This window comes from Shinella sedimenti, from assembly GCF_022601905.1.
Lineage (GTDB): Bacteria > Pseudomonadota > Alphaproteobacteria > Rhizobiales > Rhizobiaceae > Shinella > Shinella sedimenti.
Genome location: NZ_JAKVIN010000001.1, coordinates 120,244 through 141,628, shown reverse-complemented (window position 1 = coordinate 141,628; position 21,385 = coordinate 120,244). Strand labels below are relative to the sequence as shown.

The following is a 21,385-nucleotide window of genomic DNA, read 5'->3' as shown; positions in this document are numbered from 1 at the left end:
GCGTGCGGTGGGCGTCTTATAGAAGGGCGTTTTCGGTTCCGCAAGCGGGAAAAAGCCGTTGTGACAAAAAAATGAAAGGCCGCCTCAACGGCGGCCTCCATGTCTTGAAAGCTGAGCGATCTCAGTTGTTTACGGCGGGGATTGCGCTACTTGCGCCGGCAGCGCCAGTTCCAGTCGCGCTCGGGGCCGATGTCGATATGGACGGACTCCGTATGGCAGTAGGTGCCCACACCACCGCGGCCGGGCATGCTGCGCAGATATTCGGCGAGTTCCCATTTGCTTACACCGGCAATCTGGATGTCGGCCGCCTCGCACCGCGTGTGCAGCGATTGCTTTGCACGGTTGACCTTCACATCGCGCAAGCCGGATGTGACGATGATGGGCTTGTCGTAATGGTGCTCGATCTTCTTGAGAACCTGCAGCAGTTCAGGCTTGAAGCAGCCGGTCTTGACCTTCTCGGTCTGCAGCCACAGGCCGTTCGGCGCGAGGCGGGCAAGGCCGGCCAGCGAGGCCACTTCCTTGAACTGCGGCGCGTCATCTTCGACTTCGTCGGATTCCGAATGATTCGTCGAGAACATCGCATTGGCGGTGGAAACGCCGGGCAGGGTTCCCAGTGACGCCTTCTGAGTCGTGCCGGCGGTGTCGCGGTTCAGCACGCGGCGCTGTTGGGTGGCAAAGCGCTCGCCGTTGAACTCGTCCTTCGACGCATCCCGCTTGTTGGCAAAGAGTGAGGCGAGGGTGACCTGCTTGCGCTTTCCGGTCTGCGTTTCCGGCACGCTGCCCACAGTGGCGGCAAGATTGTTCGTGCCTTCTTCGGCGGCAATCGCCATTTCGGCAGCGTTGAGGTTCTGCGGTTCCGCGACGAGCGCCGTGCGCGCTGTCTTCGGGATCGGACCGGTCTCCGGCAAGACAAGCGCCTGCTCGCCATCAGCCAATGGCTGCGCGGATGCGCCGACCTGCGGCATGTCCTCGACCGGCAGGCGCCCGCCCACCTCGGTCGCCTGCGCGGCGCCCGCGGCGTAGAGGCTCGTCGTTGCCGGATTGGTGCCGGTCCTCTCAGCTCCATAGGCGGTTCCCGACGGCGTCACCTGGCCGCCATTGGAATAGATGCTGGCCCTGTTCGCATCGAGCGAAGCGGGCTGCATGACGAGGCCCGCCATCTCGGCCTTCTCCGCCTGTTGACCGGTCGCGGCCGGATCGGCCGCAGCCTCGGCAGACGCCGCTGCGGCGACGACAGGCGTGGTCGTTTCCTCGCCGCTCGCGGCGACGGTGTCGTCTTTTTCCCGGGCGGTCACGTTGTCCGCACGCAAATCTGTAGAGACTGCGGAAACGCAGCCCGAGAGTGTGGCGACCGAGACGGCCAGCAGCAATCCATACCGCAGCGTCTTGAGGCCGGGCCACTTTCCTTGCATGTCCTGCAAAGGCTTTCCCCCGCTTTCGACGTTCGGGCCTCCGATCTTGCCGCCGGAAAGGCCAATTCTTCAAACAGTCGCAACCGCAGTCGAGAAAGCCTTTTGGCCAAGCTGCGGTTGCCTCGATGTTAGCGCTTCAGCCGGTGGTGTAAAGGCTGGAGCGTCAGGTGCCGTGAGCGCAAATGGGCGCAATCCGGCCGAACAAAGGCCCGAATCGCCGCGTTACGCTTGAAGAACGGCCGGAAGGACAAGAAATCCCGGCCGAATACGGCGAAACGATGGTCTGACGGTGTTACCCTTAAGGCCCGGGGTTTGCCCGGGGCTTGCGCTTGGTGCGAATTACCAATTGCCGGTATTCTGCATCGACGCCCAGGGTTCGGCCGGCGCAAGGTTTTCGCCCTTCTGCAGAATCTCGATGGAGATGCCGTCCGGCGAGCGCACGAACGCCATATGGCCATCACGCGGCGGGCGGTTGATGACGACGCCATTGTCCATCAGCTTCTGGCAGATGGCATAGATATCATCGACCTCATAGGCGAGGTGGCCGAAATTGCGCCCGCCGGCGTAATCCTCGCTGTCCCAGTTATAAGTGAGTTCAAGGCAAGGCGCAGCGTTCGCGCGCGCCGCCTCAACATCCCCGGGGGCGGCGAGGAAGATGAGAGTGAAGCGGCCCTTCTCGTTTTCGTACCGGCGAACTTCCTCAAGCCCGAAGAGCGTGCAGTAGAAGTGGAGGGACTGGTCGATGTCTTTGACGCGAACCATCGTGTGAAGATAACGCATGAAAATGTCCTCTGAACCCCGAAACAAGCGGAAGGTTATGGTTTTGTCAGCCTCAGGCAAGCCTTGAAGGCTACCAATGCAGCCGGCAAAAGTTTCAAGGGGGCTTGCGCAGTCGCATCGGGACAATGTTATTCTTATTCTCAAGAATCAGTTAACCGTAACTCATGTGACGCGTAAACGAGGGGCTGGCAGATCATGGCAGACAGGGTGTCTTCAAAGGAAATCACGGAGCGTGATGACCAGAGCAATGACGCCGTTGATCTGATCGAGATCACCGGGGTCATCAAGTGGTTCGACGTCGCCAAGGGGTTTGGCTTCATCGTGCCCGACAACGGCATGCAGGACATTCTCCTGCACGTGACTTGCCTGCGCCGTGACGGCTATCAGACCGTTCTGGAAGGTACGCGCGTCGTCGCGCTCGTCCAGAAGCGTGAGCGTGGACACCAGGCCTTCCGCATCCTGTCCATGGACCAATCGACGGCCGTGCATCCCTCGCAGATGCCACCGGTGCGCACCCATGTGCAGGTCACGCCATCGAGCGGGCTCGAGCGCGTGCTGGTAAAATGGTTCAACCGTACCAAGGGCTTCGGCTTCCTGACGCGCGGCGAGGGCACCGAAGACATCTTCATTCATATGGAGACCCTGCGTCGCTTCGGCCTGACGGAACTACGGCCGGGCCAGGTCGTGCTGGTACGCTTCGGCGATGGTGAGAAGGGCCTGATGGCGGCTGAAATCCACCCGGATCTCCCGGTTGCGGGCAACAGGCCGCATTGATGGCTGTCGGCGCGCGAATGGCAGGCCTTTCACGTCTGGCCGGGTTTTTCGCGGCATTCTTTCTCCTGATTTCCTTCAGCGTTTCGGCTGCGGAAACGTTCGATACACAGCCGCTGACCATCGTCACGCGCGACGGCCGCAGTCATGCCTTCACGGTTGAGTTGGCCGTAACGCCACGCCAGCGAGAGCAGGGCCTGATGCACCGCCGCGAGATGGCGTCGGACCACGGCATGCTCTTCGCCTTTGGCGAGACGCGGCAGGTCTTCATGTGGATGAAGAACACCTATATCCCGCTCGACATGCTGTTCATCGCGAAGGACGGCAAGATCACCGCGATCAAGGAAAACGCCGAGCCCCATTCCGAATTGATCATCGATTCCAGGGGCCCGATCGACTATGTGCTGGAACTCAACGGCGGCACGGTCAAGCGCCTCGGCATCCGCACGGGCAACCGGATCCAGAACGAACTCGTGGAATCCATGCGCAAGGCGAAATAGCGCTAGGCGAAGCAGTTCTGGAGAATTCATCCACAAGCGCACGAAAACAACCGTTTGCTGTTGCGGCAGAGAGCGGATGCGTGTATCTCCCCATCGCCGGGACGGACGGAGTGTAGCGCAGTCTGGTAGCGCATCTGGTTTGGGACCAGAGGGTCGGGAGTTCGAATCTCTCCACTCCGACCATCGGCGAAATCTTCAGAACATTGTTCTCCGTGACCTCTGCAAGCGACTTTGCCGGCAGTTCGCGGTGCCGTGTCGCAGCGCATTCACGCGCATCGACCGCATCAATATTAACCACGCATAAACCATAATTCGCGGAAGCCGCGCCGCAGTTTGACGTTCGCTCGCAATTTCGCCACGTTGCTGGCATGATTAACGCACTGTTATTTACTGAGTGGCATTGACGGTCGACTTTGCAGGGGCAGGGTTAGGCTGGCACACCGTCGGGGACAATAGCGGCGTGGGACATAAAGACATCAAGAACACCGTGAACCGATTTGGCACGGCCCTCCGGTTCATCGCGATTCCGCTCGTATGCGCGGGCCTTGCAGCCTGCGCGACAACGACGGCGCCGACCAAGAAGAAACCCCGCAGCAAGGAATTCTTTGCCGAATCCGAATATGGCGTGAAGGCAAGTCCTCGCGTCGTCGAGGAGGGGCAGGCCGTTCCCAAGGGCGGTGGCCGCTATCAGGTCGGCAAGGCCTACCAGGTGCGCGGCAAGTGGTACCAGCCAAAGGAAGAGATGGGCTACAACAAGACGGGGCTTGCCTCCTGGTATGGTTCCGCCTTCCATGGCCGCCGTACGGCCAATGGCGAGGTCTACGACAAGTACCATCTGTCCGCTGCGCATCCCACATTTCCGCTGCCCAGCTATGCGCGCGTCACGAACATGGAAAACGGTACGTCCGTCGTCGTGCGCGTCAACGATCGCGGCCCGTTCCATGAAGGGCGTGTGATCGACGTCTCCTCGAAGACGGCCGACCTGCTCGACATGAAGCGCACCGGCACGGCGAAGGTCCGGGTGCAATATGTCGGCAAGGCGCCGCTCGAGGGCAACGACATGCCCTATCTCATGGCGTCCTATGTCACGAAGGGCTCGCGGGTTCCCGCTGTCGATCCCGGCGGCCAGATTGCAACGGGCGTGATGGTCGCGTCCGCCGACAGCCGTTCGCTGCCGAGCGACGGTTCCGGCACGCTTTCTGCTCCCACGGGCAGTGCGATGACGGCGCTTGCCAACACCGCAGCCCAGGAAAGCACGCCGTTCCAGGTGATGGAGCAGTTCGTTTCGCTGCCCGATATCGGGCCGATGCCGATGGAGCGTCCGAATTTCGTGCCCCAGCTATCCGCAGATCCGAGCTACGCAGCGGCTTATGCGGACGAGCGCGTGCGTGATGCCTCCGGCGCCTTCGACGCGATCCTCACCATCGACGGCAAACTGACGCCGCTTTCCGCACTCGCCGATAACGCCGGGTGATCGCAGCGGTTATCAAAGCCGTTTGCGATTGCCGCGTGCCTATGGGAGTGTGACGGCATCCGGAGTCGTCATGCATCATCGTCTGTTCATTCTTCTCGCTTTCCTCGTCTTGATGCCGGGCTTCGCGCTGGCTCAGTCTGCAGCGCCGCAGGCCGGTTTCGACGTAAAGGCGAAGCAGGTCTACCTGATCGAGGCGGAGACCGGCACAGTGCTTTTCGCACGGGCTGAAGACGAGCCGGTGCCCGCCGCCTCTCTTGCCAAGCTGATGACCATGGCGGCGGTCTTCAAGGCTCTGGCGGCCGGCGAAACCACGCTGGAAACGCAATATCCCGTCAGCGAATATGCCTGGCGCACGGGCGGCGCGCCGTCGCGCACCTCCACGATGTTTGCCGCGCTGAAATCGAATATCCGCGTCGAGGACCTCATTCGCGGCATTGCGGTGCAGTTCGCCAACGATGCCTGCATCATCCTGGCCGAGGGCTTGGCGGGTTCGGAAACCGCCTTTGCCGAACGCATGACGAAGGAGGCGAGGGCGCTCGGGCTGGAACGCTCGGTCTTTGCCAATTCCACCGGCCTGCCGAACCCTGATAACAAGGTGACTATGCGCGAGATGGTGGCTCTCGCCCGCCACCTCCAGACGACCTATCCAGAGCGGATGGGTTACTTTGTCGAGCCGGAATTCGAGTGGAACAAGATCGCGCAGCGCAACCGTAACCCTCTGCTGGCGCTCAATATCGGCGTGACCGGCTTCGTGGCCGGCTTTTCCGAGGAGGGCGGCTATTCCATCGTCGCTGCGGTCAATCGCGACGGCAAGCGCCTGCTGCTGGCCATGAGCGGGCTTGAGAACGACAAGGTCCGCATTGAGGAATCGCGCCGGATCATCGAATGGGCCCTGTCGTCCTTCGAGCGGCGTACGCTCTTCCGCGAAGGCGAGACGATTGCCGATGCGAGCGTCTATGGCGGGGCAAGCGGCAAGGTGCCGCTGGTGGCTGGCGAGCAGGTCGATGTCTTCCTGCCGAAGGACAATTCGCAGCGCCTGGTCGCCCGCGTGGTCTACACCTGGCCGTTGCGCGCGCCCGTGGCACCAGGGCAGGCGGTCGGTACGCTCCGGATATCAAACGAGAAACAGCTGCTGCGCGAGGTTCCGGTGAAGACGGCGGGAACGGTCGCTGTCGGCCCCCTTCGCTCGCGGGCGCTGGATGCGCTGCTGGAACTCTTCTTCTTCTGGATCTGAACAGTCAGGACGGGGCGAAAAGCGTTTCGTCTACCGGAAACATGGGGTAGTAGTGGTCCGATTCATCTCGGCCCTGCCGGATTTCGACTGAAGACGCCGCGTTGCGGCCAAAGCAACGGAAACAGGATTTGTCTGCCGCACCCGGTTTGTTTGTCACGTTCGAAGGCGGCGAGGGCGCCGGGAAGTCGACGCAGATCCAGCTTCTCGCACAGGCCTTGCGTGCGCGCGGCATGACCGTGCTCACGACGCGCGAACCCGGCGGCTCGAAAGGCGCGGAAGCCGTGCGTCACGTTCTCCTCTCCGGCGCCGCGGAACCGTACGGCATCCGCATGGAGGCGATCCTGTTTGCCGCCGCGCGCAGCGATCATGTCGAACAGGTCATCCGTCCGGCCCTTGCGGCGGGCAGCGTCGTGCTCTGTGATCGCTTCATGGATTCTTCGCGCGTTTATCAGGGCATTACCGGCAATCTTGAGCAGCCCTTCATCGAGGCGCTGGAGCGGGTCGCAGTCAATGGCGTCATGCCGGACTGTACGGTGATTTTTGACCTGCCGGCCGCCATCGGCCTCGAGCGTGCCCGCAAGCGCGCGGCCGGACCGAACGAGCAGCCGGACCGTTTCGAAAAGGAAGAGTTGCAGACCCACGAGAAGCGGCGCGAGGCCTTCCTCGATATCGCGGAACGCGAACCGCTGCGCTGCCGGGTCGTCGATGCGACGAGGACGCAGGAGACGATTGCTGCGGACGTTCTCGCCATCATCGAGCCGCTGCTGCCTATCACTGCCGCGCGTCGGCCGCACCCGGAGCACGTTTCGTGAGCGACGAGCGGCCGTGTATTCTGGATGGGGCAGTCCATCCCGCCGAACAGACGAAACTGTTCGGCCATGCCGAGGCGGAAGATTTCCTGGCGCGCTCCTATCGCTCAGGCAAGGGCCACCACGCCATCCTCATGGAGGGGCAGGAGGGCATCGGCAAAGCGACGCTCGCCTTTCGCTTCGCCAACCATGTGCTGCATCACCCCGAGCCGTCGTTAGCGCCTGAGAACCTCGCCGCGCCCTCGCTCGCCTCGCCGATCACCCGTCAACTGGCGGCCGGCTCCTCCCACAATCTGCTGCACCTCACCCGCCCGGTTGACGAGAAAAGCGGCAAGGTGAAATCAGCCATCACCGTGGATGAGGTGCGCAAGGCCGGAAAATTCCTGGCACAGACATCAGGCACGGGCAACTGGCGCATCGTCATCATCGATCCCGCGGACGATCTCAATCGGAACGCTGCCAACGCCATTCTGAAAATCCTGGAGGAGCCGCCAAAGCGCGCGCTCTTCCTTGTCCTGACCCATGCGCCGGGCAAGCTGTTGCCGACCATCCGGTCGCGCTGCATGCCGCTGGCGCTGGCGCCATTGTCTGATGCCGATCTCGTTTCCGCCCTCGATAGCCTCTCCGTCGCACCGTCTGGTGAGCGGGCAGGGGCGCTGATCGCCGCCGCTCATGGCAGTGTTTCTGAGGCACTGAAGCTGGTGAATTACGGCGGCTTCGATATCGTGGAGGCTTTCCGTGCCATCGTCGGTGGGACTGCGGAGCCACCGCGTCGAGACGTACACAAGCTCGCCGACGTGCTTTCGGCGAAAGATAGCGACACCGTCTTTTCCTTCTTCTGCCAGCACGCGGCGGATTTCGTGACGGACAGCGCCCGCGCGGCGGCCCTCGCCGGCGACATCACCCGCGCCGACCGCCTCGCCCAGCTTTCCTCGCAGCTCAGCGAGCGGATCGCCACCGCGCAGGGCTACAATCTCGATCGCAAGCAGACGATCATCACCGTACTCGACGACATCAGGGCGGCGCTTTAAGCAACTTGCTGTTTCCCTCTGCGGCGGCATGGTCTAATACCTTGCGGCAACGCACAACCGAAAACAGAACGTAGCCTTGATGACCGACACGTCCCGCTTCTACATCACGACCGCCATTTCCTATCCGAACGGCAAGCCGCATATCGGCCATGCCTATGAGCTGATCGCCACCGATGCCATGGCGCGCTATCAGCGGCTGGACGGACGCGATGTATTCTTTCTGACGGGCACGGACGAGCACGGCCAGAAGATGCAGCAGACCGCACGGAAGGAAGGTATCACGCCGCGGGAGTTGGCGGATCGGAATTCAAAAAAATTCAAGGATATGGCTGTTCTTCTTAATGCATCGAACGATGATTTCATTCGCACCACCGAGCAGCGGCATTACGAAGCCTGCGCCGAGATCTGGCGACGGATGGAAGCCAGTGGCGACATCTACAAGGGCGGCTATGCAGGATGGTATTCCGTCCGGGACGAAGCCTATTATCAGGAGAGCGAGACCGAGAAGCGTGACGACGGCGTACGCTACGGCCCGCAGGGCACACCCGTCGAATGGGTTGAGGAGGAGAGCTACTTCTTCAAGCTCTCGGCCTATCAGGATCGCCTTCTGAAGCACTACGAGGACAACCCCGACTTCATCGGTCCGGCCGAGCGCCGCAACGAGGTCATCTCCTTCGTCAAGTCCGGTCTGAAGGACCTGTCAGTGTCGCGCACGACCTTCGACTGGGGCATTCCAGTTCCGGGCGATCCGGATCATGTCATGTATGTCTGGGTGGATGCGCTTACCAACTACATCACCGCCACCGGTTACCTGACCGATCCCGAGGGACCGCGTGCGAAGTACTGGCCGGCGAACATCCACATCATCGGCAAAGACATCATCCGCTTCCACGCCGTCTACTGGCCGGCTTTCCTGATGTCGGCCGGCGTGCCGTTGCCGGAGCGGGTCTTCGCCCACGGCTTCCTGCTCAACAAGGGCGAGAAGATGTCGAAGTCGCTGGGCAATGTGGTTGACCCGGTCAACCTCGTCAGCCATTTCGGCCTTGATCCTATCCGCTATTTCTTCCTGCGCGAAGTCTCCTTCGGCCAGGACGGAAGCTATAGCGAGGAAGGTATTGCGACCCGTATCAATTCGGATCTCGCCAATGGCATCGGCAATCTGGCGAGCCGCTCGCTGTCGATGATCGTCAAGAACTGCGACGGGAAGGTGCCGGAATGCGGTGAACTGACGGACGCCGACCGCGGGATGCTCGCCTCCGTCGACGCCCTGTATGCCATTACGCGCGAAGACATGGGCAAGCAACAGATTCACAAGGCGCTGGCTGCGATCATCGCTGTCGTCTCGGAGGCCGACCGTTACTTCGCGGGCGAGGCGCCTTGGGCACTCAAAAAGACCGATCCCGTGCGTATGGGCACCGTGCTCTATGTGACGGCGGAAGTGGTGCGGCAGATCGCAATCCTGCTGCAACCCTTCATGCCTGAATCGGGCGGGAAGCTGCTGGATCTCGTCGGTGCGAACGCCGACAAGCGCGATTTCGCAGCACTTGGCGAGGCGGGCCGGCTGGTCAGCGGCACGCCGTTGGAAGCACCGGCCCCGGTCTTCCCGCGCTACGTGGCGCCCGAGGCGTAAGGCTACCATGTTGATCGACACCCACTGCCATCTGGACTTTCCGGACTTTGCGGCGGAGCGCGACGATATCGTCGCGCGTGCGCACGCGGCCGGTGTGAAGCAGATGATCACCATCTCGACGCGGGTGCGGAAATTTCCAGAAATACTTGCGATCGCCGAGACCTATCCGAGCGTGTTCTGCTCGGTCGGCACACATCCGCACAATGCGGATGAGGAACTCGATATTACCGTGGCGGAGCTTGTAGCGTTGTCCCGGCATCCGCGCGTGGTGGCGATCGGGGAGGCGGGCCTCGATTATTTCTACGATAACGCGCCGCGTGATGCGCAGGCAACCGGCCTGCGCAACCACATTGCCGCTGCCCGCGAAACCGGCCTGCCGCTCGTCATCCACAGCCGCTCCGCGGACGATGACATGGTGGCCATCCTGACGGAGGAAACGGAAAAAGGCGCTTTCCCGTTCCTGCTGCATTGCTTCTCGTCCGGTCCGGACCTCGCCCGCGCCGGCGTCGAATTGGGCGGCTATGTCTCCTTCTCGGGCATCCTGACTTTCCCGAAGTCGGAAGAAATCCGCGAGATCGCCAAGACCGTGCCGCCGGAGCGCATGCTGGTGGAAACCGACGCTCCCTACCTTGCGCCAAAACCATTCCGCGGCAAGCGCAACGAGCCCGCCTATGTCGCGCACACGGCAGCGGTGCTGGCCGAGACTATTGGCGTGAGCACCGATGACATCGCGCGCATAACGACCGAGAACGCCTTCCGCATCTTCTCGAAGATGCCGCGGGTGTAGCCGTGGTCTATCGTCGGCGCTTCACCATTCTCGGCTGCGGCTCGTCGCCCGGCGTGCCGCGCATCACCGGCGATTGGGGCGCCTGCGATCCGAAGAACCCGAAAAACCGCCGCACGCGTGCGTCTTTCCTGGTTGAGCAGTTCGGACCGCATGGCGTGACGACCGTCGTCATCGATACGGGGCCTGACTTCCGCACGCAGATGATCGCAGCCGGCGTCGCCGAGATCGATGCCGTTCTCTATACGCATCCTCACGCCGATCATATTCATGGCATCGATGACATCAGGGGATTCGTGCTCCAGAACCACCGCCAAGTGCCGATCTGGGCCGATGAGCCGACCATGGAGCGCATTCGCGAGGGCTTCGGCTATTGCCTGAAAACGCCCGCCGGCAGCATGTATCCGCCGATCATCACGGAGAACCTGATTGAGCCGAAGGACGCGCCGGTGACGATCGCTGGGCGAGGGGGTGCCATAACGTTCCGGCCTCACCTTCAGGTGCACGGGCAGATCCATTCGCTGGGCTTTCGCATCGGCGATGTCGCCTACTGCTCCGACGTCAGCGATTTTTCCGAGGAAACCGTTTCGCGTCTGCTGAACCTTGATTTGCTGATCATCGACGCGCTGCAGTACCGCTATCACTCCAGCCACCTGTCACTCAGCCAGGCGCTGGAATGGATCGATCGGTTGAAGCCGTCCCGCGCGATCCTGACACACATGCATGTGCCGCTCGATTACGACACCGTGCAACGGGAAACGCCCGATCACGTCGAGCCGGCCTACGACGGCCTGAGCTTTGAAATTACGCTGACTGACGATCAGGTGAAGTAAGGCGCCAGATTCTTACGGATGCGGTCGAGAACCGTGTTATCGGAAAGGTCGGGTACGAACGTGTTTCCAGTAATCTGTTCAAAGGCCTGGATATAAACCTTGGATGTCTGCTCGACCAGTTCGCGCGGAATCTCCGGTATTGCGTCCTTGTAGGGATCGCAGCGCTCGGTGACCCAGGCGCGCACAAAATCTTTGTCGAAGCTCGCCGGGCGGCCGCCTGAGGCGAAACTCTTCTCGTAACTGTCGGCAATCCAGTAGCGACTGGAATCGGGCGTATGGATTTCGTCGGCCAGCACGATACGGCCGTCCTTGTCCGTGCCGAACTCATATTTGGTATCGACGAGGATCAGTCCGCGTTCGGCCGCGCGCGCCTGTCCGCGTGCAAAGAGCGCCAGCGCATAGCGCGATACCGTTTCCCACTGGTCCGGCGTCAGCAGGCCCTGGGCGAGGATTTCCGCGCCCGACAGCGGCTCATCATGGCCGCCGTCGAAGGCCTTGCTGGTGGGCGTGATGATCGGTTCCGGAAGCTTCTCATTGTCGCGAAGGCCATCCGGCAGCGTAATGCCGTACATCTCACGCTCGCCCTTGCGATACTTGGTCAGGATCGACGTGCTGGTCGTCCCGGCAAGATAGCCACGCACCACGATCTCCACCGGCAGGATGTCGAGCCGCGTGCCGATCACGACATTCGGGTCCGGATAGGACTGGACGTGGTTCGGGCAGATATCGGCGGTTTCCTCGAACCAGTAGCGCGCTGTCTGCGTCAGGACCTGGCCCTTGAACGGAATGGCCGTCAGGATGACGTCGAATGCGCTGAGCCTGTCCGTCGCGATAATGATACGGCTGCCATCCGGCAGATCGTAATTCTCGCGAACCTTGCCATTGTAGCGGTTCGGCAATTCCGGAATGTAGGCGTCGGAGAGAATGCGCAAATCGCTCATGGATGAAGGCTTTCGCTGTTGGTTCCGTCTGCCGTTTCGCTTAAGGCTGGGAGAGGTTCCGGGTCAAGGCGGAAACCGATTTTCCAGCGCCTTTGGCGTATTTCGTCGAGAGATTAGTTCCATAATCTATCTTATGTGATTTTCGTATGGACTGAACCGAACCCACCGATTTGCCTTACTCGTCGTCCTCGAAACGCCCCTCGTTATCCCTGTCACGTTCGTAGTGTTTCTTCACAGGAAATGGCGGTAACCAGGACTCGCGGCGGATGGTCCAGAGTTCGTAGCTCGGTGCGAACTGGTCCGGTGCGTCAAGCGAGCCCAGGTTCACTTCGATCTCGTCTTCGCTGCGTGAGAATACGGACGAACCGCAACGCGGACAGAAGAAGCGGCCCTGATAGTCCTGTGTCTCACCCTGCACCGTCACCGCCTCCTCATCAAAGATCGCCGATGCATGGAACAGCGCGCCATGGTGCTTGCGGCAGTCCATGCAATGACACAGGCCGACGCGATACGGCTGTCCCACCGCCTCGATACGGACGGCACCGCAAAGACAACCACCCATGAGCCGCTGCATGTTTCGACCTCCACTCCCGTCGTTATACCCCGACAAGCCTAGGCCAATTCATCCGGCGCCGCATGGACTATTTCTCTTGGAAGAGCCGACATAGGGGCGGTCATATTCATAGGCTAAAATTCATCTGTTTACATCGCGGGGAATGAGATAATTAGATTAAAATTATCTCATAATATATTGAAATATAAAATAAAAACTAGCATGTCAGCATCAGTGGAATTTTCGGTTTTCTCTTCAGATTTTTGTAAGGAAACAGGGTATTCTGCCTCAAAATCGGAGTGAGGAGCGTGCCATGAGGTGTCCTGCCGCCATATTCCTGTGTCTCTATTCGCCCTTGCTCTGGTCGTCAGCTGCCGTGGCAGCCGAGCCGCTGGATACGGTCCAGAGTATCATCGAAAGCCAGATTGCGGCGTTCCTGGATGACGATGCGGCAACCGCATACGCTTTCGCCTCGCCGGCCATCCGCGAGAAATTCGCAACCGAGGACGCCTTCTTCGACATGGTCAGGAAGAGCTATGCACCCGTTTATCGCGCCGGCAACTTTGCGTTCGGTCGATCGAAGATCGTTGGCGACATGGTGGTGCAGGAGGTGTTGATATCAGGGCCTGACGGCAAGGACTGGACGGCACTCTACCAGCTCCTGAGACAACCGGACGGCAGCTATAGAATCAACGGCGTGCATATCGTGCGCTCGGCGCCAGGGCCTGAAATCTGAAAGCGCGGGCAGTCAGAGCGGGGCGACATCGCCCCTCGCCCAGTTCTCCTGCGTCTCGGCCATGAAGTCGGCGAAACGCCCCGCCTCGATCGCCTTTCGGATGCCGGCCATCAAGTCCTGATAATACGAGAGATTATTCCACGTCAGCAGCATGCCGCCGAGGGATTCGTTGGCGCGAATGAGGTGATGCAGATAGGCGCGCGAATAATCACGGGCCGCCGGGCAGTTCGATTCTTCGTCCAGCGGACGCGTGTCCTCGGCATGGCGGGCGTTGCGCAAGTTGATGCGGCCGCGTCGGGTGAAGGCCAGACCATGGCGGCCCGAGCGGGTCGGCATCACGCAGTCGAACATGTCGATGCCGCGTGCGACGGATTTGAGCATATCGTCGGGTGTGCCCACGCCCATCAGGTAACGCGGCTTTTCGAAGGGCATGTGTGGGATGGTCGTGTCGATCATGTCGAGCATGACGTCCTGCGGCTCGCCCACCGCAAGGCCGCCGATGGCATAGCCCTTGAGATCCAGCCCCGCGAGCGCCTGGGCGGAGCGCACACGCAGATGCGGGATATCGCCACCCTGCACGATGCCGAACATGGCCTTGCCGGGCTGGTCGCCGAAGGCCACCTTGCAGCGCTCGGCCCAGCGCAGCGACATTTCCATGGCGCGTTCGATTTCCGTGGGCGATGCCGGCAGCGCCACGCATTCGTCGAGCTGCATCTGGATATCGCTGTCGAGCAGGCCCTGGATTTCGATGGAGCGTTCCGGCGACATGTGGTGCAGCGCACCGTCCACATGGCTCTTGAACGTCACGCCCTGCTCGTCGAGCTTGCGCAGGCCTGAGAGCGACATGACCTGGAAGCCGCCACTGTCGGTAAGGATCGGGTGTGGCCAGCGGATGAGGTCGTGCAGGCCGCCCAGGCGCGCGACACGCTCCGGGCCTGGCCGCAGCATCAGGTGATAGGTGTTGCCGAGAATGATATCCGCGCCCAGGTCGCGGACCTGGTCCAGATACATAGCCTTGACCGTGCCGACCGTGCCGACCGGCATGAAGGCGGGTGTGCGAATGGTGCCGCGCGGCATCGAAACCTCACCGCGACGGGCCTTGCCATCCGTGGCGAGAAGCTTGAACTGGAAGGTTTCGGTCATGCGTCGTCCCGGAAAAGCAGGCTGGAATCGCCGTAGGAATAAAAACGGTAGCCGGTCGAAATCGCATGCGCATAGGCGCCGCGCATCGTCTCCAGACCGGAAAAGGCCGAAACGAGCATGAAAAGCGTCGATTTCGGCAGATGGAAGTTCGTCATCAGGATATCGGCCGTGCGGAAGCGGTAGCCCGGCGTGATGAAAATACCCGTCGCACCGGACCATGGCTTGATCGTGCCGTCTTCGTCGGCAGCACTTTCCAGCAGGCGAAGCGAGGTCGTGCCCACGGAGACGATGCGGCCGCCCCTCGCCTTTACGGCATTCAGAGCCGCGGCGGTCTCCTCGGAGACGTAACCGATCTCTTCATGCATGACATGCTTGGTCGTGTCGTCGGCCTTGACCGGCAGAAAGGTGCCGGCCCCGACATGCAGCGTCACAAAATGCCTGTCGACGCCGAGCGCGTCGAGCTTTTCGAACAGCGCGTCGGTGAAGTGCAAGCCGGCGGTGGGCGCAGCCACGGCGCCCTCCTCGCGGGCATAGATCGTCTGGTAATCCTTGCGGTCCGCCTCGTCTTCGGCGCGCTTGGAGGCAATGTAGGGCGGTAGAGGAATATGGCCGACGGTCGCGATGGCGCGGTCGAGTTCAGGGCCGGACGCATCGAAATGCAGCGTGACCTCGCCGCCCTCGCCCTTGTTTTCCACGGTCGCCCAGAGCGTGCCGAAGGCGATGCGGTCGCCCGGCTTGATGCGTTTGCCGGGCTTGGCAAATGCCTTCCAGCGGTCGCCGGCGATGCGCATGTGCAGGGTGGCCGACACAGCCTGTCCGCCGGCGCCCTCCCGATGGCGGATGCCTTCCAGCTGGGCGGGGATGACGCGCGTATCGTTGAAAACAAGCGCATCCCCTGCCCTGAGCAGCGACGGCAGATCGCCGACGGTGAAATCGTCGTAGGGCGACTGCGTGCCAGGACGCACCACAAGCAGCTTTGCCGACTCGCGTGGCGTGACCGGGCGCAACGCGATGTTTTCTTCCGGCAGATCGAAATCGAAAAGGTCGACGCGCATGGCTTTCTCAGAGGAAGCGGATCATCAGGGCGCCCGCAACGAGCAGAACGGCGCCGCTGATGCGCCCCACCGAGACTTCGCGCACGGCCATGCCGAGGAAACCGATACGATCAAGCAGGATGCCGGCAAGAAGCTGGCCGGATACGGCAAAAGCCATGACGGCCGCCGCGCCGATACGCGGTGTGAGAAAGATCGCCGTTGTGACATAGACCGTGCCCAACGCGCCGCCGGCGATGTAGAGCCAGAGGTCCGGGCCGCGCCAATCCGGTGAACGTGCTTCAAATGCGGACGTCAGCAGAACGACAAGCGCGAGGATGGCAGCGCCCGACAGGAAGGAAACGCATGCGGCTGCGACCGGCATGCCGAGGCCACGTCCAAGCATGGCATTGATCGGCGCCTGAATTGCGATGCATGCGCCGGCCGCGATGCCGAGCAGCGCCCAGAGGAAAGCAGCCATATCGCCGGTCCTTGAAAAGCGAACAAACAAAACCGCGCCCGCCGGGGCGGGCGCGGTCGAAAACGATCGGTTTCTATCAGGCCGCTACGTCGGCGGCAACCTTCATCGAAACGATGGTATCGGGATCGCGCACGGGCTCGCCGCGCTTGATCTTGTCGATATTGTCCATGCCCTCGATGACCTGGCCCCAGACGGAGTACTGCTTGTTAAGCCAGGGAGCATCGGTGAAGCAGATGAAGAACTGCGAGTTGGCGGAGTTCGGCATCTGCGAGCGGGCCATGGAGCAGGTGCCGCGGACATGGCTCATGTTGGAAAACTCGGCCTTGAGGTCCGGCTTTTCGGAGCCGCCCATGCCGGCGCGCGATGGATTGAAGTCCTTGCCGCCCGTCTTTCCGTACTGCACGTCGCCTGTCTGGGCCATGAAGTCCTCGATCACGCGGTGGAAGACGACGCCGTCATAGGCGCCTTCGCGCGTCAGTTCCTTGACGCGTGCCACATGGCCCGGTGCAAGGTCCGGAAGCAGCTGGATGACCACCTTGCCCTTCGTGGTTTCCATGATGATGGTGTTTTCCGGATCCTTGATCTCGGCCATGGTCTCTCTCCTTCAAAAGCCTGCCCCAAAGGTGTGTCCTACCTTCGGGATTACAACAGGCACCAAATCAAAAAAATGCCGTTACTTGCCGACGGTGACCTTGATCATGCGGTCAGGGTCGGTGACGGAACCGTTATCGGCATCGTCGCCGCGCTTGATCTTGTCGACATTCTCCATGCCCGAAACGACCTTGCCGACGACCGTATACTGGCCGTTCAGGAAGTCGCCGGGGGCGAACATGATGAAGAACTGCGAGTTGGCGGAATTCGGATCCTGCGCGCGCGCCATACCGACCGTGCCGCGCTCGAACGGGATATCCGAGAACTCGGCCGGCAGGTCCGGCTGGCTGGAACCGCCCGTACCGGCTGCCTGGGGCTGGAAGCCGTTCTCCATATCGCCGTACTGCACGTCACCCGTCTGGGCCATGAAGCCGTCGATCACGCGATGGAAGGCGACGTTGTCGTACTCGCCGGCGGCAGCCAGCGCCTTGATGCGCTCGGCGTGCTTCGGCGCCTTGTCGTTCAGTTCGATGACGACGGGCCCGTCCTTGAGCTGGATCGTGATGAAGTCGGCGGCCTGGGCCACGAAGGCGCCGGTCGCTGTCGCCAGGAACAGGGCGCCTGCAAAGGCGGTGCGGAGAATGTTCATGATAGCTCCCTTGATGGGTTCAGGATAATGGGCTCAGCCCTTGTGGCGGGCCTTGAGGGCCGCAAAGACGGGCGCCGGAACGAAAGCACTGACATCGCCGCCCATGGCCGCGATCTGGCGGACCAATGTGGCGGTAATGGGCCGCGAGGCGACGCCGGCGGGCAGAAACACCGTCTGCACATCGGGCGCCATTTGCCGGTTCATGCCGGCCATCTGCATTTCATAATCGAGATCCGTTCCATCTCGCAGGCCGCGGATCAGCAACCGCGCGCCATGCGACCGTGCGGCATCCACAACCAGATTGGAAAACGAAACGACACTGACATCCCCTGCCCGCGCCGGCAGCGCATCGGCGATCGATCGCTGAATAAGGTCGGCGCGCTCCTCGAAGGAAAAAAGCGGCGTCTTACCGGGGTGTACGCCGATCGCAACGACAAGTTTGGATGCGACGTTCAGCGCCTGCACGAGTACGTCGATGTGGCCGTTTGTGAACGGATCGAAAGAGCCAGGATAAAAGGCGACTGTCATCGGCGAGGTCCCGTTTGCCCGCCTTTTGTCACGGACGGCGGTGATCCGCAAGGGTGCGGCCTGACGCACCCGCGCCTATCCCCTGCCGAGATCATGAACAGCACATGAATGGCCCGTTCAAGGTCATTTCAGGCACACCATGTCTAAATGACAGCATAGGGTCGGGAACAAAAGTCGTCGCGGGGCATTTTACCGACCGAATGAAGTGAATGAAGCATTGCGTTTCCTTAAACGGAAAGGGACACCAAGATGGCACTCGCTCTACTTTGCATGACCATGTTCATCGCGCTCAGCGTTGCGGCTTTCCACGCCCTTCGCGAACAGGATCGCCCGGCAGCTGCCGAAGGTGCGGGCCGCGGCAAGTGGCTGCGTTGAGCGGGGATCTGACAATGGCGTTGCTGACGATTTTCGCTACGCTCTTCATCAGCGTGGTGTTCACATTCGACTTTTCTCGCACGATCCTCGATCTGAAGCGGGACCGTGCAGAGTTGAAGGCCGCAAGGCTGAAAACAGAAGCAGGCGGCTTCGGCGTGTAGCGCCCCTTTGCCGCCGTTAGTGCGGGTGGCTTTCCTCCAGGCCGCCCGCCGACATTGAAAAGCCGGACGGTCGTTCCCTGCCCGTCCGGCTTTTTCACGTTTTCGTCGCTGTATTGGGGAGGCTTATGCCTCGCCCTCGCCACCAGCTTCGATCTCGACATCCACGACAGCAGCTTCGCCGTCGATGTCAGCCTCGTCGTCACCTTCCGGCTCGCTGATGCGTTCCACGGAGACAACCTTCTCGTCCTTGGCCGTGGAGAAGATCGTAACGCCCTTCGTGGCGCGGCTGGCGATACGGATACCGTTGACCGGCACACGTATCAGCTGGCCACCGTCGGAGACAAGCATCAGCTGGTTCGTTTCCTCGACCGGGAAGGCCGCGACGAGTTCGCCGATCTCGTTGGTCTTGGAAGTGTCCGTGGCACGAATACCCTTGCCACCGCGGCCGGAAGTGCGGAAGTCATAGGAAGACGACCGCTTGCCGAAGCCCTTCTGCGAAACGGTAAGGATGAACTGCTCGCGAGCCTTAAGTTCCTGATACTTATCTTCGGTGAGGTCACCGATTTCGCCGACCTCCTCGCCGACCAGCGCAATATCCTCCTCATCGACGCCACTCGCGCGGCGTTCTGCTGCGGAACGCTTGAGATAGGCGGCACGTTGCCACGGCTCGGCATCGACATGGTTGACGATCGTCATCGAGATGATGCGGTCGCCAGCACCCAGATTGATCCCGCGCACGCCGACCGAATTGCGGCCTGCGAAGACGCGCACGTCATCAACCGGGAAGCGGATGCACTGACCGAGCGCGGTCGTCAGCAACACGTCGTCGCGGTCGGTGCAGGTTTCGACATTGAGGATCTCGTCGCCCTCTTCCTCGAGCTTCATCGCGATCTTGCCGTTGCGGTTGACCTGGACGAAGTCAGAAAGCTTGTTGCGGCGCACCGTTCCGCGTGTCGTCGAGAACATGACGTCGAGGTTTTCCCACGTCGTCTCGTCTTCCGGCAGCGGCATGATGGTGGTGATGCGCTCGCCGGGCTCGATCGGCAGCATGTTGATGAGCGCCTTGCCCTTGGACTGCGGCGTGCCGATCGGCAGGCGCCAGACCTTCTCCTTGTAGACGATGCCACGCGAGGAGAAGAACAGGACGGGCGTGTGCGTATTGGCGACGAACAGACGGGTTGCGAAATCCTCGTCCTTCATGGCCATGCCGGAGCGGCCCTTGCCGCCGCGGCGCTGCGCGCGATAGGTCGCCAGCGGCACGCGCTTGACGTAACCGGCATGCGAGACGGTGACCACCATGTCCTCGCGGGCGATCAGGTCCTCGTCGTCCATGTCGGGACCACCTTCGGTGATCTCCGTGCGGCGCGGCGTGCCGAACTCGTCCCTGATGGCGCCGAGTTCGTCCTTGACGATCGTCATGATGCGAACGCGCGACGACAGGATATCGAGGTAATCCTTGATCTCCTCGCCGATCTTGTTGAGTTCCTCGTCGATTTCGTCGCGGCCGAGCGCCGTCAGGCGGGCAAGACGCAGTTCGAGGATGGCGCGGGCCTGCTCCTCCGAGAGATTGTAGGTCAGGTCCTCGTTAATGCGGTGACGCGGGTCGTCGATGAGCTTGATCAGCACGTCGACGTCCTTCGCCGGCCAGCGGCGCTGCATCAACTGCTCACGCGCCGTCTGCGGATCGGGCGCGCGGCGGATGAGGGCGATCACCTCGTCGATATTGGCAACCGCGATTGCAAGACCGACCAAGACATGGGCGCGGTCGCGCGCCTTGCGCAGCAGATATTTCGTGCGGCGGCTGACGACTTCCTCGCGGAAGGCGACGAAGGCGCGCAGCATGTCCAGCAGCGTCATCTGCTCCGGCTTGCCGCCGTTCAGCGCCACCATGTTGCAGCCGAAGGAGGTCTGCAGCGGCGTGTAGCGGTAAAGCTGGTTGAGAATGACGTCGGCATTGGCATCACGCTTCAGCTCGATGACGACACGGTAGCCGTCGCGGTCTGACTCGTCGCGAAGATCCGAAATGCCCTCGATACGCTTGTCGCGCACCAGCTCGGCCATCTTTTCGATCATCGTCGCCTTGTTCACCTGGAAGGGAACTTCGGTGATGATGATCTGCTCGCGGTCACCGCGCATCGGCTCAATGGTGGCGCGGCCGCGCATGACGACGGAACCGCGGCCGGTCTCATAGGCCTGCCGGATGCCGGAACGACCGAGGATCAGCGCGCCGGTCGGGAAATCCGGACCCGGAATATGCTGCATTAGCTCGATGAGATCGATCGCGGGATTGTCAATCAGCGCGATACAGCCGTTGATGACTTCCGCAAGGTTGTGCGGCGGGATGTTCGTCGCCATGCCCACGGCAATGCCGCCCGCGCCGTTGACCAGAAGGTTCGGGAACTTGGCGGGAACGACAACCGGCTCGCTCATCGTGCCGTCGTAGTTGTCGCGGAAGTTGACGGTCTCCTTGTCGAGATCGTCGAGCAGCGAGTGGGCGGCCTTTTCCAGGCGGCATTCCGTATAGCGCTGGGCTGCCGGCGGGTCGCCATCGATGGAACCGAAATTCCCCTGGCCGTCGATCAGCGGCAGGCGGAGCGACCAGTCCTGCGCCATACGCGCCAAGGCGTCGTAGATCGCCGAGTCGCCGTGCGGATGGTATTTACCCATCACGTCACCGGTGACGCGTGCCGACTTCACGTACTTCTTGTTCCAGTCGACGCCCATCTCGCTCATCGAGTAGAGGATGCGCCGGTGCACGGGCTTGAGACCATCGCGCACATCCGGCAGCGCACGGGACACGATCACGCTCATAGCGTAATCGAGATAGGACCGCTGCATTTCCTCGATGATGGAAATCGGCTCAATGCCGGGAGGGTTCTTGCCGCCGGGTGTCGTTTGTTCTGTCAATTTCGGTCACGATCGTTGTTCAGAATCAGAT

General features: G+C 61.6%; 23 protein-coding genes and 1 tRNA gene. 13 read left to right on the top strand and 11 right to left on the bottom strand.

What is annotated here, in order from left to right:
* Positions 1 to 146: 146 nt before the first annotated feature.
* Entirely contained in the window at positions 147 to 1,412 is a 1,266-nt protein-coding gene (locus MKI86_RS00685; RefSeq protein ID WP_241595829.1) for a YcbK family protein, read from the bottom strand.
* Between the two features lie 339 nt (positions 1,413 to 1,751).
* Positions 1,752 to 2,192, bottom strand: a complete 441-nt coding sequence (locus MKI86_RS00680; protein ID WP_241595826.1) for a VOC family protein — start codon at positions 2,190 to 2,192, stop codon at positions 1,752 to 1,754.
* A gap of 195 nt (positions 2,193 to 2,387) precedes the next feature.
* Here MKI86_RS00680 and MKI86_RS00675 point away from each other — a divergent pair, with 195 nt between their 5' ends.
* The 10 genes from MKI86_RS00675 to MKI86_RS00630 all read left to right on the top strand — a co-directional run bounded on the left by MKI86_RS00675 (position 2,388) and on the right by MKI86_RS00630 (position 11,258).
* A complete protein-coding gene (locus tag MKI86_RS00675) occupies positions 2,388 to 2,966 on the top strand; it encodes a cold-shock protein (protein ID WP_241595823.1) in 579 nt (192 codons plus the stop codon).
* A gap of 17 nt (positions 2,967 to 2,983) precedes the next feature.
* Positions 2,984 to 3,463, top strand: coding sequence for a DUF192 domain-containing protein (locus MKI86_RS00670; RefSeq protein WP_241595821.1), 480 nt, complete (start codon positions 2,984 to 2,986; stop codon positions 3,461 to 3,463).
* Between the two features lie 106 nt (positions 3,464 to 3,569).
* A tRNA-Pro gene (locus tag MKI86_RS00665) sits at positions 3,570 to 3,646 on the top strand.
* A 292-nt stretch (positions 3,647 to 3,938) separates the two neighbouring features.
* On the top strand, positions 3,939 to 4,937 hold the full coding sequence (locus MKI86_RS23820; protein WP_442475973.1) for a septal ring lytic transglycosylase RlpA family protein: 999 nt from the start codon (positions 3,939 to 3,941) through the stop codon (positions 4,935 to 4,937).
* 70 nt (positions 4,938 to 5,007) lie between these two features.
* Positions 5,008 to 6,171, top strand: coding sequence for a D-alanyl-D-alanine carboxypeptidase family protein (locus MKI86_RS00655; RefSeq protein WP_241595818.1), 1,164 nt, complete (start codon positions 5,008 to 5,010; stop codon positions 6,169 to 6,171).
* Between the two features lie 128 nt (positions 6,172 to 6,299).
* A complete protein-coding gene (gene tmk / locus MKI86_RS00650) occupies positions 6,300 to 6,983 on the top strand; it encodes a dTMP kinase (RefSeq protein WP_241595815.1) in 684 nt (227 codons plus the stop codon).
* Complete coding sequence (locus MKI86_RS00645) at positions 6,980 to 8,011, top strand: DNA polymerase III subunit delta' (protein ID WP_241595813.1); 1,032 nt, start codon at positions 6,980 to 6,982, stop codon at positions 8,009 to 8,011. The genes tmk and MKI86_RS00645 overlap by 4 nt, the downstream gene beginning before the upstream one ends.
* Before the next feature lie 79 nt (positions 8,012 to 8,090).
* Positions 8,091 to 9,641: a methionine--tRNA ligase gene (metG, locus tag MKI86_RS00640; protein ID WP_241595810.1), complete on the top strand. Its 1,551-nt coding sequence runs from the start codon at positions 8,091 to 8,093 to the stop codon at positions 9,639 to 9,641.
* Between the two features lie 7 nt (positions 9,642 to 9,648).
* Positions 9,649 to 10,428, top strand: coding sequence for a TatD family hydrolase (locus MKI86_RS00635; RefSeq protein WP_241595807.1), 780 nt, complete (start codon positions 9,649 to 9,651; stop codon positions 10,426 to 10,428).
* A gap of 2 nt (positions 10,429 to 10,430) precedes the next feature.
* Positions 10,431 to 11,258 (top strand): MBL fold metallo-hydrolase, encoded by an 828-nt coding sequence (locus MKI86_RS00630; RefSeq protein WP_241595804.1) that lies wholly within the window; start codon positions 10,431 to 10,433, stop codon positions 11,256 to 11,258.
* Here MKI86_RS00630 and MKI86_RS00625 read toward each other — a convergent pair.
* A complete protein-coding gene (locus MKI86_RS00625; RefSeq protein ID WP_241597716.1) occupies positions 11,246 to 12,190 on the bottom strand; it encodes a phosphoribosylaminoimidazolesuccinocarboxamide synthase in 945 nt (314 codons plus the stop codon). The genes MKI86_RS00630 and MKI86_RS00625 overlap by 13 nt on opposite strands.
* A gap of 184 nt (positions 12,191 to 12,374) precedes the next feature.
* A complete protein-coding gene (locus MKI86_RS00620) occupies positions 12,375 to 12,773 on the bottom strand; it encodes a GFA family protein (RefSeq protein WP_241595801.1) in 399 nt (132 codons plus the stop codon).
* A gap of 292 nt (positions 12,774 to 13,065) precedes the next feature.
* Between MKI86_RS00620 and MKI86_RS00615 the strand changes: the two genes are divergently transcribed.
* Positions 13,066 to 13,488, top strand: a complete 423-nt coding sequence (locus tag MKI86_RS00615; RefSeq protein ID WP_241595798.1) for a DUF4864 domain-containing protein — start codon at positions 13,066 to 13,068, stop codon at positions 13,486 to 13,488.
* A 12-nt stretch (positions 13,489 to 13,500) separates the two neighbouring features.
* Here the strand turns inward: MKI86_RS00615 and tgt are convergent, their stop codons facing one another.
* From tgt to coaD, 6 genes are all read right to left on the bottom strand, one after another.
* Positions 13,501 to 14,631, bottom strand: coding sequence for a tRNA guanosine(34) transglycosylase Tgt (tgt, locus tag MKI86_RS00610; protein WP_241595795.1), 1,131 nt, complete (start codon positions 14,629 to 14,631; stop codon positions 13,501 to 13,503).
* Entirely contained in the window at positions 14,628 to 15,686 is a 1,059-nt protein-coding gene (gene queA / locus MKI86_RS00605) for a tRNA preQ1(34) S-adenosylmethionine ribosyltransferase-isomerase QueA (RefSeq protein ID WP_241595792.1), read from the bottom strand. Before queA ends, tgt begins: the two co-directional genes overlap by 4 nt.
* A 7-nt stretch (positions 15,687 to 15,693) precedes the next feature.
* Entirely contained in the window at positions 15,694 to 16,143 is a 450-nt protein-coding gene (locus tag MKI86_RS00600; protein WP_241595789.1) for a DMT family transporter, read from the bottom strand.
* A gap of 76 nt (positions 16,144 to 16,219) precedes the next feature.
* Complete coding sequence (locus MKI86_RS00595; RefSeq protein ID WP_241595786.1) at positions 16,220 to 16,735, bottom strand: peptidylprolyl isomerase; 516 nt, start codon at positions 16,733 to 16,735, stop codon at positions 16,220 to 16,222.
* Positions 16,736 to 16,816: 81 nt separating this feature from the next.
* Positions 16,817 to 17,383 (bottom strand): peptidylprolyl isomerase, encoded by a 567-nt coding sequence (locus MKI86_RS00590; protein WP_241595784.1) that lies wholly within the window; start codon positions 17,381 to 17,383, stop codon positions 16,817 to 16,819.
* Positions 17,384 to 17,416: 33 nt separating this feature from the next.
* Positions 17,417 to 17,911, bottom strand: coding sequence for a pantetheine-phosphate adenylyltransferase (gene coaD, locus MKI86_RS00585; RefSeq protein ID WP_241595781.1), 495 nt, complete (start codon positions 17,909 to 17,911; stop codon positions 17,417 to 17,419).
* Positions 17,912 to 18,160: 249 nt separating this feature from the next.
* Here coaD and MKI86_RS23775 point away from each other — a divergent pair, with 249 nt between their 5' ends.
* On the top strand, positions 18,161 to 18,286 hold the full coding sequence (locus MKI86_RS23775) for a hypothetical protein (protein ID WP_256465721.1): 126 nt from the start codon (positions 18,161 to 18,163) through the stop codon (positions 18,284 to 18,286).
* Positions 18,287 to 18,300: 14 nt separating this feature from the next.
* Entirely contained in the window at positions 18,301 to 18,447 is a 147-nt protein-coding gene (locus tag MKI86_RS00580) for a hypothetical protein (RefSeq protein ID WP_241595778.1), read from the top strand.
* Between the two features lie 123 nt (positions 18,448 to 18,570).
* Here MKI86_RS00580 and gyrA read toward each other — a convergent pair whose 3' ends face one another.
* Entirely contained in the window at positions 18,571 to 21,354 is a 2,784-nt protein-coding gene (gene gyrA, locus MKI86_RS00575) for a DNA gyrase subunit A (RefSeq protein ID WP_241595775.1), read from the bottom strand.
* Positions 21,355 to 21,385 lie beyond the last annotated feature (31 nt).